This is a genomic window from Mesorhizobium loti (genome assembly GCF_003148495.1).
Taxonomy (GTDB): domain Bacteria; phylum Pseudomonadota; class Alphaproteobacteria; order Rhizobiales; family Rhizobiaceae; genus Mesorhizobium; species Mesorhizobium loti.
Map to the genome: position 1 here is coordinate 22292 of NZ_QGGH01000015.1, position 13616 is coordinate 35907.

The 13616-nt window shown below is 60.2% G+C and carries 10 protein-coding genes and 2 pseudogenes; 8 read left to right on the forward strand and 4 right to left on the reverse strand.

Going from position 1 to position 13616, the window contains the following annotated elements; genetic code table 11:
• Positions 1-47 precede the first annotated feature (47 nt).
• The gene (gene panB / locus C8D77_RS31210; protein ID WP_109671347.1) at positions 48-893 is read left to right on the forward strand and encodes a 3-methyl-2-oxobutanoate hydroxymethyltransferase; all 846 of its coding nucleotides are present in this window, start codon (positions 48-50) and stop codon (positions 891-893) included.
• A 221-nt stretch (positions 894-1114) separates the two neighbouring features.
• Positions 1115-1600 (forward strand): pantoate--beta-alanine ligase, encoded by a 486-nt coding sequence (locus C8D77_RS31215; RefSeq protein WP_245235632.1) that lies wholly within the window; start codon positions 1115-1117, stop codon positions 1598-1600.
• A 15-nt stretch (positions 1601-1615) separates the two neighbouring features.
• Here the strand turns inward: C8D77_RS31215 and nifA are convergent, their stop codons facing one another.
• The 3 genes from nifA to C8D77_RS31235 all read right to left on the reverse strand — a co-directional run bounded on the left by nifA (position 1616) and on the right by C8D77_RS31235 (position 6773).
• Positions 1616-3358, reverse strand: a complete 1743-nt coding sequence (gene nifA, locus C8D77_RS31220; protein WP_170136871.1) for a nif-specific transcriptional activator NifA — start codon at positions 3356-3358, stop codon at positions 1616-1618.
• Positions 3359-3989: 631 nt separating this feature from the next.
• Positions 3990-5021 (reverse strand): LacI family DNA-binding transcriptional regulator, encoded by a 1032-nt coding sequence (locus tag C8D77_RS31225; RefSeq protein ID WP_027056572.1) that lies wholly within the window; start codon positions 5019-5021, stop codon positions 3990-3992.
• A 318-nt stretch (positions 5022-5339) separates the two neighbouring features.
• Positions 5340-6773 (reverse strand): dicarboxylate/amino acid:cation symporter, encoded by a 1434-nt coding sequence (locus C8D77_RS31235; RefSeq protein ID WP_027056571.1) that lies wholly within the window; start codon positions 6771-6773, stop codon positions 5340-5342.
• A gap of 256 nt (positions 6774-7029) precedes the next feature.
• On the opposite strand from C8D77_RS31235, the gene C8D77_RS31240 reads away from it, so the two are divergent.
• The 6 genes and pseudogenes from C8D77_RS31240 to C8D77_RS31260 all read left to right on the forward strand — a co-directional run bounded on the left by C8D77_RS31240 (position 7030) and on the right by C8D77_RS31260 (position 12909).
• Positions 7030-8901 (forward strand): sensor histidine kinase, encoded by a 1872-nt coding sequence (locus C8D77_RS31240; protein WP_032918588.1) that lies wholly within the window; start codon positions 7030-7032, stop codon positions 8899-8901.
• A complete protein-coding gene (locus C8D77_RS31245; protein ID WP_109671348.1) occupies positions 8898-10265 on the forward strand; it encodes a sigma-54-dependent transcriptional regulator in 1368 nt (455 codons plus the stop codon). The genes C8D77_RS31240 and C8D77_RS31245 overlap by 4 nt, the downstream gene beginning before the upstream one ends.
• Positions 10266-10331: 66 nt before the next feature.
• Positions 10332-10924: pseudogene (locus tag C8D77_RS31250) on the forward strand (IS3 family transposase).
• Between the two features lie 71 nt (positions 10925-10995).
• Complete coding sequence (locus C8D77_RS38515) at positions 10996-11310, forward strand: hypothetical protein (RefSeq protein WP_170136872.1); 315 nt, start codon at positions 10996-10998, stop codon at positions 11308-11310.
• Between the two features lie 161 nt (positions 11311-11471).
• Positions 11472-11609, forward strand: coding sequence for a hypothetical protein (locus C8D77_RS38520; protein ID WP_425453777.1), 138 nt, complete (start codon positions 11472-11474; stop codon positions 11607-11609).
• A 133-nt stretch (positions 11610-11742) separates the two neighbouring features.
• Positions 11743-12909 (forward strand): NAD(P)/FAD-dependent oxidoreductase, encoded by a 1167-nt coding sequence (locus C8D77_RS31260; RefSeq protein ID WP_109671404.1) that lies wholly within the window; start codon positions 11743-11745, stop codon positions 12907-12909.
• A 58-nt stretch (positions 12910-12967) separates the two neighbouring features.
• Here C8D77_RS31260 and C8D77_RS31265 read toward each other — a convergent pair.
• Positions 12968-13378: pseudogene (locus C8D77_RS31265) on the reverse strand (IS481 family transposase); the annotation flags it as partial.
• Positions 13379-13616 lie beyond the last annotated feature (238 nt).

A 13616-nucleotide genomic window follows, 5' to 3' on the forward strand; every position in this document is an offset into this window, starting at 1 on the left:
AAACGCGACACTGGCCGTGGGTGACGCTGGGTGAGGAGAGACGTGGATTGAGCGCCGCAGGTGTCGTCAAGGCGATCACGCCGCCGAACATCCGTGCGCGAAAGGGCAGCACGCCGCTGGTCTGCCTGACGGCCTACACCACGCCGGTCGCAAGGTTGGTTGACGGCCACTGCGACATCGTTCTTGTCGGCGACAGCGTCGGCATGGTTCTCCACGGCCTTCCCTCCACGCTCAGTGTCACGCTCGATATGATGATCATGCACGCCAAGGCGGTTCGGCGGGGAATGGAGCGGGCGCTCCTGGTCGTCGACATGCCGTTCGGCTCGTACGAGGAAAGCCTAGAGCAGGCCTTCCGCAATTCCGCGCGCCTTATGGCGGAGACCGGATGCGCTGCGGTCAAGCTCGAGGGCGGCGCGACGATCGCCGAGACGATTCGCTTCCTCACAGCGCGCGGAATCCCGGTCATGGCGCATGTCGGCCTGACGCCGCAGGCGGTCAACGTGTTTGGCGGATATCGCGTGCAGGGCAGGGGCGAGGATGCCGAGCGCATTTGGCGCGATGCTCTTGCGGTCAGCGAGGCTGGCGCCTTTTCCGTCGTACTGGAAAAAGTGCCCGAACCGCTCGCCCGCCGCATCACCGAGAAAATCCCAATCCCGACGATCGGCATCGGCGCCTCGGCGGCCTGCGACGGGCAGATCCTGGTCGTCGACGACATGCTGGGCCTGTTCGGCGACTTCCGCCCGAAATTCGTCAAGCGCTATGTCGAACTGGGAGAGGCCGCTTCGGCAGCGATCGAGGCCTACGCGTGCGACGTGAAGGAGCGCCGGTTTCCGGCGGCCGAACATGTCTTCGGCGATGAACCGAAAGCCATCAAAGGACGAGAAGCGACATGAGCACACCGATCGTCCGGACCGCCGAGTCGCGCAAATCCGTGGCGGCATGGCGCAGGCAGGGCATGAAGGTCGCGGTCGTGTCAACCATGGGCGCCCTTGCATGAAGGCCATCTCAGCTTGGTGCGCGCCGCACTTCAGCGCGCCGACCGGGTGATCCTTACCCTCGTCGCAATTGAACGACGCAGACGAGAGTGGTTGCCACCGTGGTCTCGGTGAGAGGGGTGAGCGGCGGCCTGTGCGGCGCGGCCCAAGCCATTTCGACGGCGTGGGGGAGATTGGTGACGAAGCTCTTTTTCCAGACCGGCGCCGTCCGCCTTCTTCGGGGAGAAGGATTTTCAGCGTTGCAAGTGCCCCGGCTTGCCCGCGACCTCGACATACCGATCGGGATCATCGCCTTTCCGACAAGGCGCGAAGCCGATGGCTTGGCGATGTCGTCGCGCAACTCTCAGGCTGTCGGCCGCACAGCACAGAGCGTGGCGGCGCCAAAGCGAAATTCTCTTGAAGCGGCCGAGAGGTTGGCACCGCCACGCGAAGCTGTATTCGCCGCGGCGACGCGATCCTTGCCGCCGGCTACAGAGTCGTTGAATATCTCGAATTACGGGCCGGCGCCGAGAGGAGGCTGCACCGCCTCACCGAGCCGAACCAACGCACGCTTGATTTGTCCCAGCTCTTCGCCTCGTTCGCTATGTCGCGGCCCGACATACTGAAGTTCGACAGCCGGTTCAGAGATTCTTGATCTCGATACCGTATTTCCTCAGCGCGTAGCCAATCTGGCGCGGCGTCAGTCCAAGCAGGCGCGCTGCCTTTGCCTGTACCCAGCCGGATCTTTCCATGGCCCCGATGAGACGCTCGCGATCGGTCATCTGCGCGTCGCTTACGAGGGCTACCCGAACAGGCGCTGGCAGTGCCTGCTGGCTGTCAACGGGCGGGGCCGCAAAGGCGGCCGAAGCAAAATCACCAGACGAACGCATGGCCGGGTTCAGTGGCGATGGTGCGATCGGCTCCGATTTCGGCGCAGTCTCCTTCGATGCGTGCTTCCATAGCATCGCGGAAAGGCATCGGCCGTGGCAGCAGTCAAAGTCGTTTCTGCCGATTGACGCTCCCGCTGCCAGGGTCGCTGTCCTCTGCACGCAATTTTCAAGCTCGCGGACATTTCCGGGAAAAGCACAGTTCATCAGCACTTCAGTCGCACTCGCATCGAAGACCATCGTACGGCCGTTCTCGCTGTTGAAATTCTTGAGAAACTCAGCGGCAAGAAGCGGAATATCACCGCGCCTTTCGCGCAATGGCGGCACCAGCAAGGGAACAACGCTGATGCGGTAATAAAGGTCGGCGCGAAACTCGTTCCTTGCAACCGCGTCTTCCAGGTTCCTGTTCGTGGCAGCAATCACGCGAACGTCGACCTTAATCGTCTGGTTGCTGCCGACGCGCTCGAACTCCTGCTCTTGCAGCACGCGCAGCAGCTTTGCCTGGAACGAGGCCGAAATCTCACCGATCTCGTCCAGAAACAACGTTCCCTTGTCGGCGAGCTCAAAGCGCCCCTTGCGCGAGTTGAATGCACTGGTGAAGGCACCCTTTTCGTGACCGAACAGTTCGGATTCCAGGACTGTCTCAGGGAGCGCTGCGCAATTGAGCTTGATGAACGGCCGCTTGGCGCGCCCCGACAGCTCGTGAACGGCCTTGGCGACCAGCTCCTTGCCGGTCCCGGATTCCCCGCGCAGCAAAACGGTGCTGTTGGACCTGGCTACTAACGCGACCTTCTCGAGCAGCCCGCGCAGCGCCGGGCTGTCGCCAACGATCCCCTTGACATTAGCCCTCTTGCCCTCATGCCCAGGCTGCTTGAGTTCGCCGAATTGCTTTTGCATCCCGATTTTCTCGGCCATCAGTCGCTCGCGGTCGGACGCGAACATGCGATGCAGCTTCACTGTCTGCCCAACCAGATTGGCGATTATGGTAAGGAGGCGGAGGTCATGATCGAGAAGGGAACCTGATTTGTTGTCCAGGATGCGGTCGATGGTCAGCGTGCCCACGACGTTCGCATCGACGTGAATGGGTACGCCGATGAACGACACTTTCATGTTGTCGGACGCCCCGAGCACGTCCTTGTCGGCGGCGTTGAAGGCCGGATCCAGCGCTATGTTCTCGGCGACCAGCGCCATGCCCGTCGTTATGATTTGGTCGATCGCCGTCCGTGGCAGATGCTTCCGGTAGCGCTCATCGTTGTCTTCGCTCCAGCCGGCGCCGACGGTCATGTCCGGTATGCCGGTACCGTCCCAGAGCGAGATGATGCCGTGCCGCACCTGCACCAACGATGGCAGGAGATCGACGACGTTGGCCAACGTGGCTTCCAGCCCAGACGGAGCGGTGAGCGCTTTCGACGTTTCAAAGATGTCCAGCGCCCTCTCGTGCAACGGCACAATAGGGACCCCGTTATTCGTCTCGGACTTTGAATTGGGCCTTTTCATTTTTGGAAGCGATATGCAGCGTGACGAGATCTGCCTGGCACTTTACTCGGAGTTGCGAGCAGCGTGTTGCATGTGATCATCCATCTCGCGCCATGAAATCGATGCTCGAGGCAAGTGCGCCTATCCTCCAGCGCGTGGATGTCCTTGGCGGATCGCATTCGTGGGCGTCTTCGCTCCGCAGGCCACTGCACAATCGACGAGTTTGCTCGCCTCGACCTGGCACGCGGGGACTCATTGAAGCACGAAAAGGCGTTGATGAAGATAGTCGTGACGATTGATCCGTCAGCAAGACGGACGTCTGCAGCCGGCTTTTCGCGAGCAATGAAATTGCCATCGAGATGATAGCTAATGTCGATGCCAGTCAGGCCCGGGCCGCGGGCAAGTGCGGTCCTGGCAAGTTGGGGCGGCGTCATGCGGTCGATCGCAAAGCGGAGCGATGCTTGACGCATGGCTTTCCTTTCTCTTCCATGAAGTGCGGGTCGTCGTTCTCGGCTGACTGGCTTCCGCCGCGCAGCAATCATTCGTTGTTAAACGAGACCGGAATGAGGCAGGTGAGTCAATCAAACTCCCGCTGCTTTTCTTTCATGAATGAAAGGAAATTAGGCTCTCATGATAGTATTTTATCAGTTTTTCAGATGTTTTCCGGCAGATAGATCTCAAACGGCAGAAAAGTCTGCCCAAGCGTCTCCGAAGTGCCGACCTTGATGGCCTGGGCCATCAGCGTCATCAGTTCCTGGCAAAGCAGGCGCTGGGGCGTGGCGACCGACATCGTGATCATGCCATCTGCGAGTGCTGCCCGTGACTCCGGCGTGATCTCGTTAACGATCGCGACGAGACCCCGGCTTTCGCCTTCTTCACGGAGCGCGGAGATCGCTCCCTCCATACCTCCGCCGGCCACATAGAAGCCGGTGAGTTCGGGTTCCCGTTGCATGAGATCCAGCGTGGCCTCGTAGGTGATCTGCCGTGCCTCAAGGTTCACGAGCGGATCGAGCAGCTCGAATGCCGGTGCATTCTCACGGAAATAGGAGCGAAAGCCGACCTCCCGCAGCTCCTGCCCCTGAAAACGGTGGCTGCCGACAAAAACCGCCACCTTGCCCGGCCGTCTTGCGACCTTTGAAAGCATCCACGCTGTCGTCCGCCCGACCTTGCGGTTGTCGAGGCCGATATAACCCTCACGAACACCTTCGGCGAAATCGGAAAGCAGCGAGAAAACGGGGATGCCTTTTGCCTTGAGTTCTTGGACGGCTGCCGTGATCGCCGGATGGTCCGGCGCCACCATGGCGATCGCGTGGCAGCGCGCGCCGAATTCCTTGAGCAGTGGAACAAGGTCGCACGGCATGTGCGACGGCGCGAATTCGATGAGCGAAGTGCCATGGAAGCACTTCGCCGCGTTGACCGCCACTTCGGCCTCACGCGCGAAGCCCTGGTAGAAGTGGTGAGTCGGTTTTCTCAAGATGAAGCCAAGCCGATATTGCGGCAGGTCCGGCTGCAGGCGCTGCTTGATAAGACCTGCGGCGTGATATCCGATGGCCTGTGCGGCCGCTAAGACCCGCTGCGCAGTCTCCTTCCGCACCGGATGACGGGCATTCAGAACTCGGTCAACGGTGGCAACACTTACCCCTGCTTCCCGGGCGATATCAGCAATTATAGGTCGCTTCGCCATTGTTCGAGTCTGATTAAACGACATCAAGAAGAAATCCGGCAAAGGTCGGTTCAGTAAAATCTGTCATTCCTGCATTGATCCTGTTCGCTACCGAATTCTTGTCGTGGCGTGGTGCGAGGTAGAAGCCGAAACGTAGAGCGTGGGCGAATTGTTCAGCCGTGCCGACGGCTCCGATCGAGCTCCGCGCCCGGTTCCACGAACCGTCGCAAACTTCGGAGGCATTAAGCGCATCATCGATGGCTTGTGTGTCGTGACCGGTGCAAGACCTTCGCAAGGCGCAGATGATTTTGCACCCACTGCATTTCGGGTTTCTTGATTTCATCGGCCCGCGAGAGTTTGTTTGGAACCCGCGGCCCGATCGTCCGGCGTTTGGGACCAGCCAGGCGATTCAACCGGCAGCGATGCTGCCGAGTTGCTCGGCGCGGGCGTTATCAGTGGCTGGCCGGTTGATGTCTCGGCAGGCTGGTGGCCGCAGAATGCAGCTTTCAATTGCGCCTGATCCAGTTCGCCTTCCCAGCGGGCGACGACGAGCGATGCCACCGCGTTACCGACCAAATTCGTCAGTGCCCTGCATTCCGACATGAAGCGATCGACGCCAAGGATCAGCGCCATTCCAGCAACGGGAACTGCCGGCACTACGGAGAGCGTAGCGGCCAACGTGACGAAGCCGGCACCTGTGACACCTGCTGCACCCTTGGAGGAAAGCATCGCGACGAGCAGCAGCAGGACCTGATCGCCAACTGACAAATCCGTATTCGTCGCCTGCGCGATGAAAAGGGCCGCGAGGGTCATGTAGATATTGGTGCCATCCAGATTGAAGGAATATCCGGTCGGGATAACCAGGCCCACGACCGAGCGCTTGGCGCCGGCCTTTTCCATTTTCTCCATGAGAGAGGGCAGCGCAGCCTCGGAGGAGGACGTTCCGAGGACCAGCAGCAGCTCTTCCTTTATGTAGCGGATAAGAGAAAAGATCGAGAAGCCGTTGTAGCGACAGACTGCACCGAGAACCCCGAATACGAAGAGGAAGGCCGTGAGATAGAAGGTCCCGACCAGCATCGCAAGGTTGGCTACCGAACCGATGCCATATTTGCCAATCGTGAAGGCCATTGCTCCGAAAGCACCGATCGGCGCGGCTTTCATCAGGATGCCGACCAATTTGAAAACGGGTGCAGTGAGGTCCTGAAGGAAGGAAAGAACCGATTTGCCCGATTCTCCGACCATCGCCAGCGCGATGCCGAAGAGGACGGAGAAGAACAACACCTGTAGAATGTCGCCTTCCACAAAGGCGCCGACAATCGTGGTCGGGATCATGTTCATGAGGAAGCCGGTCACGGACTGCTCATGGGCCTTTGAGGCATAGCCATTGACGGCTTGGACGTCGAGCGAGGTCAGATCGATGTTGAGGCCGGCGCCAGGCCGAATGACATTGCCGACGATGAGGCCGACGATAAGCGCGAGCGTCGAGAAGGTGAAGAAATAGACCATCGCCTTGCCGGCAACACGGCCGACCTTCTGAAGATCGCTCATGCCGGCAATTCCAGTCGACACGGTCAGAAAGATAACGGGCGCGATGATCATCTTGACGAGCTTGATGAAGGCATCGCCGAGCGGCTTCAGGTTTTCTCCGATTTGCGGATAAAAATGGCCAACCGCAACTCCGAGGAGGATTGCGACAAGCACCTGCACGTAAGGCTTGGCAAAAAGGGTCTTGCGGGGTGCGCGCTTTACGCTTGGAGCCAGTGGGGTCAACATGTAAGTTTTCTCTCCCTGACCGGTTTGGGGCGGGCTGTTCCTCCCCGCGGCTTCTCCCATCGCGGCGCCCCGGTCGAACGCTGCTGCGTTGTTGACCGCAAGAGCCGTGCCAAGCCAAGAGAGCGCGGAAATCGCCGGAGCCTCAGGTATCTTCAACAAATCGCGCAGCAAGATTGTGCGGTTTTCCGCACGGATCGCCTTCCCTTCTGGCAGAACCCCGCACTATGGTTCGTCGATGATCGGTTTTAAGAATACGATGGCAGAAGAAGAAGACATGGGTAATGGCGCCTTCCAGCGCGCCCCATTGGTCTTCCCTGGTAGATCCGGCGGTCGATCTCTCTGGCTTGTGGTTTTGCTTGCAATTCTTGGTGCGGCGCTCTGTTTCGTCGTCTTTGCAACGGGACGCATCGCCGGCACCAGAGCAGAGTATGCCCTACGCGACCGTGCTCTTGCCGCGTTCCCGCTTGCAGCCGACAGTTTGAAAGGAGAGATCGAGAAGCAGCGAATGATTCCGCTGGTTCTGGCACGCGACGGTGCCGTTCAGGAGATGCTTCGCAGTCCGAGCACTGCCAACGAAGCCGCGCTTGATGAGAAGCTTCGCGCCATCGCGCGCGACGCCGGCTCTTCTATACTCTACATCATTAATTCTGAGGGCGTAGCGGTTGCTGCGAGCAACGCCGGCGAGCCGACCAGTTTCGTCGGCAGCGATTACCGCTTCCGCCACTACTTCATCGAGGCGATGGCGGATGGCGCGGCTATGCAATATGCGCTCGGCACGGTTAGCGCGCGCCCTGGTCTCTATCTGTCGAGCCGGGTCGATGGGCCGGAGGGGCCGCTCGGTGTGGTTGTGGTGAAGGTGGAGCTCGACCGCGTCGAGTCGCGTTGGCTGGAGAGCGGCTTCGTGGTCTTCACGACCGATGAGCGAGGCGTGGTTCTTACCACGAGCGTGCCCCAATGGCGTTTTGGCGCTCTCTCACCGCTTTCCGCAAAGGAGAAGCAAACCGCTCGCGATCGTCTACAGCTACCGGGCGTGACTTTCGAGCCGGTGCCGCTTTCCCGCCGCGGCGACAACCTGGTCACCGCAACTCCTGAGAGTCGATCAGCCGGTTTCGTTGCGGTTTCGCAGGATCTCGGCAAAGCAGTTCCGGGCTGGCGCATGTCGTTGCTCATCCCCGCCGACACCGAGATCTCCTCGGCGGTCATGACAGCCCGCGTGACAACGCTGCTTGCCCTCGTTCTCGTTGGATTCGTCATTTTCATCATTGTTCGACGGCGGCGCGCGGCCCGGCAGCGGCAAGAAGTGCTTGTGTTGCTGAATGCGGAACTGGAGCATCGCGTCGAACTGCGCACGGCGGAGCTCCAGAGCTCGAACGCAGCGCTCGCCGGTGAGATCGCCGAGCGAGAGAACGCTGAAGCGAGAGTGCGTCGCCTGCGCGACGAACTCGCCCAGGCGAACCGCTTGTCAATCCTGGGACAGATAACGGCCGGGGTCGCCCACGAGATCAACCAGCCGGTCGCCGCAATCCGCACCTATGCTGAAAATGCCGCGCGTCTTCTAGGGATCGGCCGGTCGCAAGAAACCGCCGAGAATCTGACCTCGATCGTCGCCATGACCGGCAGGATCGGCACGATCACTGAAACGCTAAGGTCCTTTTCCCGCCGCGCCAGCGGATCGATGGGACCGATACTGGCGGACGACGCGATCGACGGCGCTCTGTCGCTTCTTTCAGGCCGAATTCGCGATTCCGGGGTGACGATTGAACGGAAGCGGATCGATCCGTCTCCAATTGTCATGGCAAGCCGCATGCGACTGGAGCAGATACTCGTCAACCTTCTCCAGAACGCGCTTGACGCTCTGAAGGATCAACCGGAGCCCCGCGTCGAGATAGCGCTCGCCGAAAACGGGGAAATGGTCGCTATTTCCCTTCGGGACAACGGCCCCGGCCTTGCCCCCGACATTCGCGGGAGCCTCTTCATGCCGTTCGTTACCAACAAGGAAAAGGGTCTCGGTCTTGGCCTGGTCATTTCGCAAGAGATCGCACGTGAGCTCGGCGGCTCGTTGCGGCATGATGATGCCGGCCACGGGAGAGGGACTTCCTTCACGGTCGAGCTGAGGCGAGCGGCATGAGTGCTGAATCAGGACCGGTCATTTTTATCGACGATGACGAGGATGTGCTTCGCGCAGCCACGCAGATGCTGAAGCTTGCCTCGTTCTCACCGAGCGTGTTCGGTTCGGCCGAGGCCGCACTCGCCAGAATCGACGGGAACTTCGATGGCCCTGTCGTGAGTGACATCCGTATGCCCGGGCTGAACGGACTTCAGCTCTTCGAGCGAGTGAAGGCGATCGACCCGGAAATTCCGGTTGTCCTGATCACCGGGCATGCCGACGTCGAGCTGGCCGTTGCCGCCATCAAGGATGGCGCCTACGATTTCATCTCGAAGCCATATGCGAACGACCGGCTTCTCGTGACGCTGCATCGCGCTTCGGAAAAACGGCGCCTGATCCTGGAAAACAGACGTCTTAGGGATGCGGTTGTCCGATCTGCGGGCGATATCCCGCTGATCGGGGAGGCACCGACCATGATTCGATTGCGCGAAACTCTCCGCCAGATCGCCGATACCGATGTGGATGTCCTTGTGGAAGGCGAGACGGGCACGGGCAAGGAGGTGGTCGCGGATCTGCTTCACCGCTGGAGCAGACGACGCACGAAGCCCTTCGTTGCCCTGAATTGTGGAGCGCTGCCCGAAAGCGTCATCGATAGCGAACTTTTCGGGCACGAGGCAGGCGCCTTTACTGGCGCGCAGAGGCGCAGGACCGGTCGCATCGAGCATTCGAACGGAGGGACGCTCTTCCTCGACGAAATCGAGTCGATGCCGCCAGGACTCCAGGTGAAGCTTCTGAGGGTGCTTGAGACCCGGCAGATCACGCCGCTTGGCACGAACGAAACCCGCAGCATCGACCTTCGTGTCGTGTCGGCTACCAAGGCCGATCTCGGCGATCCGGCCGCCCGCGGAGATTTCCGGGAAGACCTTTATTTCCGGCTGAATGTGGTGACGCTCCGCATCCCGCCGCTTCGCGAAAGGCGCGAAGACATCCCGATGCTCTTTGGGCATTTCCTGGAACGCGCCTCCAAACGCTTCAGCAGGCCAGTTCCGGACATAAGCGCTGGCGTGCGCGATCGCCTCGTGAGCCACAATTGGCCCGGCAATGTCCGTGAACTCGTGCATTTCGCCGATCGCGTTGCATTGGGACTTGAAGGGCTAGGCACGCCCATTGCATCAGGTCGAAAGGAACAAGCGGTATCAAGCCTCCCCTTGTCCGAGAAGGTCAGCCTTTATGAGGCGACTGTCATCCGCGATGCCTTGCAGGAATGCGGCGGCGACGTGAGGCGCACGATCGAAGTCCTGGGAGTTCCCCGCAAGACCTTCTACGACAAGCTGAAACGACATGGGATAGACGCGGCCGATTATCGAAAAACCGCCATTGGCTGAAGCCTTCTTGCTCGCATGTCGCGGAAAAGAAATTTCGCCATTCTCGTCCGACTCAAAGGATGCACTATGGGCCAGGTTCTGCATGGAGCGCCACAACGACAGAGGCGATCCGTCGAGCGATACAACATAGTGAAGCGAGCCTGAGGTCGCTTTCGAAGCGCTATGGCATCAACCCCAAGACGGTCGCGAAGTGGAGAAGCGGAATTCGACCCGATCTGTCAGCGGCCCCAGGGAGTCGACAGTTCTGTCTGCCGAGGAAGAGGACCGTTGTTGTGGCCTTCCGCCCCAACAGGCTGCTGCCGCTCGACGATTGCCTCTACGAGTTGCAGCCGACGTCCCGCATCTGACGCGCTCTTCATTGCACCGCTGGCTGCAGGCAAGCATCGGCCGATTGCCAGATGTCGACGGCGACAGGCCGGCGAGAAGAGTCGAGAGAATGAACCGGACCATCAAGACGCAACCGTCAAGCGCTTCCACTACGACGATCGCGACCAACTGCGTCGGCATCTTGCCGACTTCGTCGCGGCCTACAATTTCGGCCGCAAGCTGAAGACCCTCAAGGGCCTCACGCCCTGCGAGTTCATCTGGAAGGCATGGGCTTCCCAGCCCGAGCGTTCACTTTCAATCCGCTCCAGCAAATGCCGGGACTAAACATTTAGCAAATGGCGGATGAGGTGCACGATGCAAGTTAGCACGTCGCCTGGGGAAAGGTGCGCCGATCGCCTCCCTCTTGGCCAACCAGTTCCAGCTTGCCTTACCAGGCCCCGCCAATCTCGTTGCGTTCTTGTTTTGCATTGCAACAGATCCTTCAAAGAAATTCATGGAATCGTTGCGAGCGCAAATCGCTGTCAATGGTACGCTCATCACAACTTTCGAGATCAGTGGCGGCAGAAATCTGGTGTCGTTTTATGTTCCGCCGCCAAACAGCATTTACGAAGAGCGCGAAATGACAAAGTCAGCAGGAGGAGGCACCAGCCATGCGCACATCGATTACACCCAAGTCGCCTGCGGATATTGGCTACGACGACGATGCCATCGGCTTTGATGACCGAAGTTGCGCCGTCGTTCAGGCTCTCACTGGGCAGTCGCCCGACATAAGCCAGGGCGTTGATGAAGGACGATGGCAGGATCTCGAGCAAGGGCGGGATCAGGGCCTCATGTTTGGATTCGCATGTTTTCGATCTCCGACCGAAAGGCATCATCAAGATGCTTGATCTCTTACGCCCGATATACCGCAAGACGGGGACATACGGACACTTCGGCCGTGAAGAGCCTGAGCTCACCTGGGAGAAGACGGACAAAGCCGACGACTTGCTGCGTGAAGCAGGACCGGCAGCCGCGTGAGGGCTGATGGATCAAGCGCATGCGGCAACCCATTTCAACTCGCTAGGCCCGGGCCCGGCCGCGGCACGCGCTTCGACATCATGCTGACGGCTGTGTGATCGACACGGGCGGTTACCGGAAAGGCGACAAAAAAGTGCGTTACGAGATCGTTATCATCGGAGGAGCCATCGTCGGCTCTTCGATCGCCTACTATCTGCGTGAAGAAGGGTTTTCCGGCTCGATCGCGCTGATCGAGCGCGATCCGCAGTTCGCGCACGCGGCAACGACGTTGTCCTGCGCCTCCATTCGCCAGCAATTCTCGATCCCGCAGAACATCCGCCTGTCGCAGTTCACGCTGAAACTGTTCCGACGGCTGAAGGAAACCTTTGGAGCTGACGCCGATATCGGTTTCCGCGAGGCCGGCTTTCTCATTCTCGCCAGCGAGAACGGTCTGCCGATCCTCAAAGCCAATCACGAGGCGCAGAAGGCCGAGAGCGCTGACATCGTGCTGGAGGACGCCGACCAGCTTACCCGCCGCTTCCCTTGGCTGTCGACCGAAGATATATCCGCCGGCGCCTATGGCCGCAGCGGCGAAGGCTGGTTCGACGCGCATGCCATGCTGACGCTGTTCCGCAAGGCGTTGCGCAGCAAGAACGTGGACTTTATGACCGCCTCGGTCATCGGCATCGAGCGACAGGGCCACCGTGTCACCAGCGTCAGGCTCGACAATGGCGAGACGATCGAAGCCGGCACCGTCATCAATGCCGCCGGGCCGAATGCCGGCAAGGTCGCTGCCATGGCCGGGCTGGCGCTGCCTGTGGAGCCGCGCAAGCGCAACGTCTTCGTCTTCGAGGCGCGCGACAAATATTCTGATATGCCGCTGCTGGTCGATCCCTCCGGCATCTATGTCCGGCCGGAAGGCTCGGTCTATCTCACCGGCGGCGCCGAAACGGAAGAAGGCGACGGCCCGGCCGACCCCACCGATTTCGAGGTCGACTGGCCGCTGTTCGAAGAGGTGATTTGGCCGGTGCTGGCGACCCGCATTCCGGCCTTCGAGGCCATCAAGCCTACCCGCGCCTGGGCCGGGCACTACGATTACAACACGCTCGACCAGAACGCGGTGATCGGGCCGCACCCCAAGGTGAAAAATTTCCTCTTCGCCAACGGATTTTCAGGCCACGGTCTGCAGCAGGCCCCGGCGGTCGGCAAGGCGCTGGCCGAGCTTCTCGTGCATGGCGGCTACCGCACGGTCGATTGCTCCGCGTTTGGGTACATCCGTGTCGCCGAAGGGAGGGCGTTTAGGGAATTGAATGTGATCTAGCAACAACGGCGCCGCGACGGTCTCCTTTGGTGCCGGCGGGACAGAGGGGCGCGAAGGTTCGCGACAGGCGGTGCCCCGGTACAAAGGCCTTGATGTTTAGCTTGCCCTGTTCGGTTGGGATCTCCGCAATATCAATGTGGAAGAAGCCGATGCTTGCGCTGCAGACATAGGTGCAATGAAGAGCGCGTCAGATGCGGGATCGTCGGCTGCAAGGCCGTAGAGGCAATCGTCCAGCGGCAGCAGTGTGTTGCGGCGGAAGGCCACAACAACGGTCCTCTTCTACGGCAGACAGAACCTTCGATCTCGGCTCCCTGGGGCCGGTGGGCAGATCGGCGGTCGAACTCCGCTCCTCCACTTCGCGACCGTCTTGGGGTTGATGGCATAGCGCTTCGAAAGCGAGCTCAGGCTCGCTTACAGCTCGACGCATCGCCTCTTTCTTTGTGGCGCTCCCATGCAGAACCTGGCCCAGTCGAAACTTCGTGGCCGCGGCCCGCGCTCATGGCCGGCTCGTTCCGCTGGGGTTAGCGGTGCGTCGAGCACAGCGAGAGGGTTCACAGCCAACGCTCTGGAACCCATGTCACTAGCCATCCATGGCGTGGATGCGTTTCATCGAAACAGACGATTTTACCGATGTTACGGCACGATGCATAGAAAGAATTCAAGAATGTAGCAGCCTTAAGGAAAGTGGTTGATGTTTGCGTTGGCTC

Coding starts and splice junctions, on each gene's coding strand:
- nifA (WP_170136871.1), bottom strand. CDS start 3,358: ATGAAAAGGCCCAATTCAAAGTCCGAGACGAATAACGGGGTCCCTATT.
- C8D77_RS31225 (WP_027056572.1), bottom strand. CDS start 5,021: ATGGCGAAGCGACCTATAATTGCTGATATCGCCCGGGAAGCAGGGGTA.
- C8D77_RS31235 (WP_027056571.1), bottom strand. CDS start 6,773: ATGTTGACCCCACTGGCTCCAAGCGTAAAGCGCGCACCCCGCAAGACC.
- C8D77_RS31240 (WP_032918588.1), top strand. CDS start 7,030: ATGGCAGAAGAAGAAGACATGGGTAATGGCGCCTTCCAGCGCGCCCCA.
- C8D77_RS31245 (WP_109671348.1), top strand. CDS start 8,898: ATGAGTGCTGAATCAGGACCGGTCATTTTTATCGACGATGACGAGGAT.
- C8D77_RS38520 (WP_425453777.1), top strand. CDS start 11,472: ATGCTTGATCTCTTACGCCCGATATACCGCAAGACGGGGACATACGGA.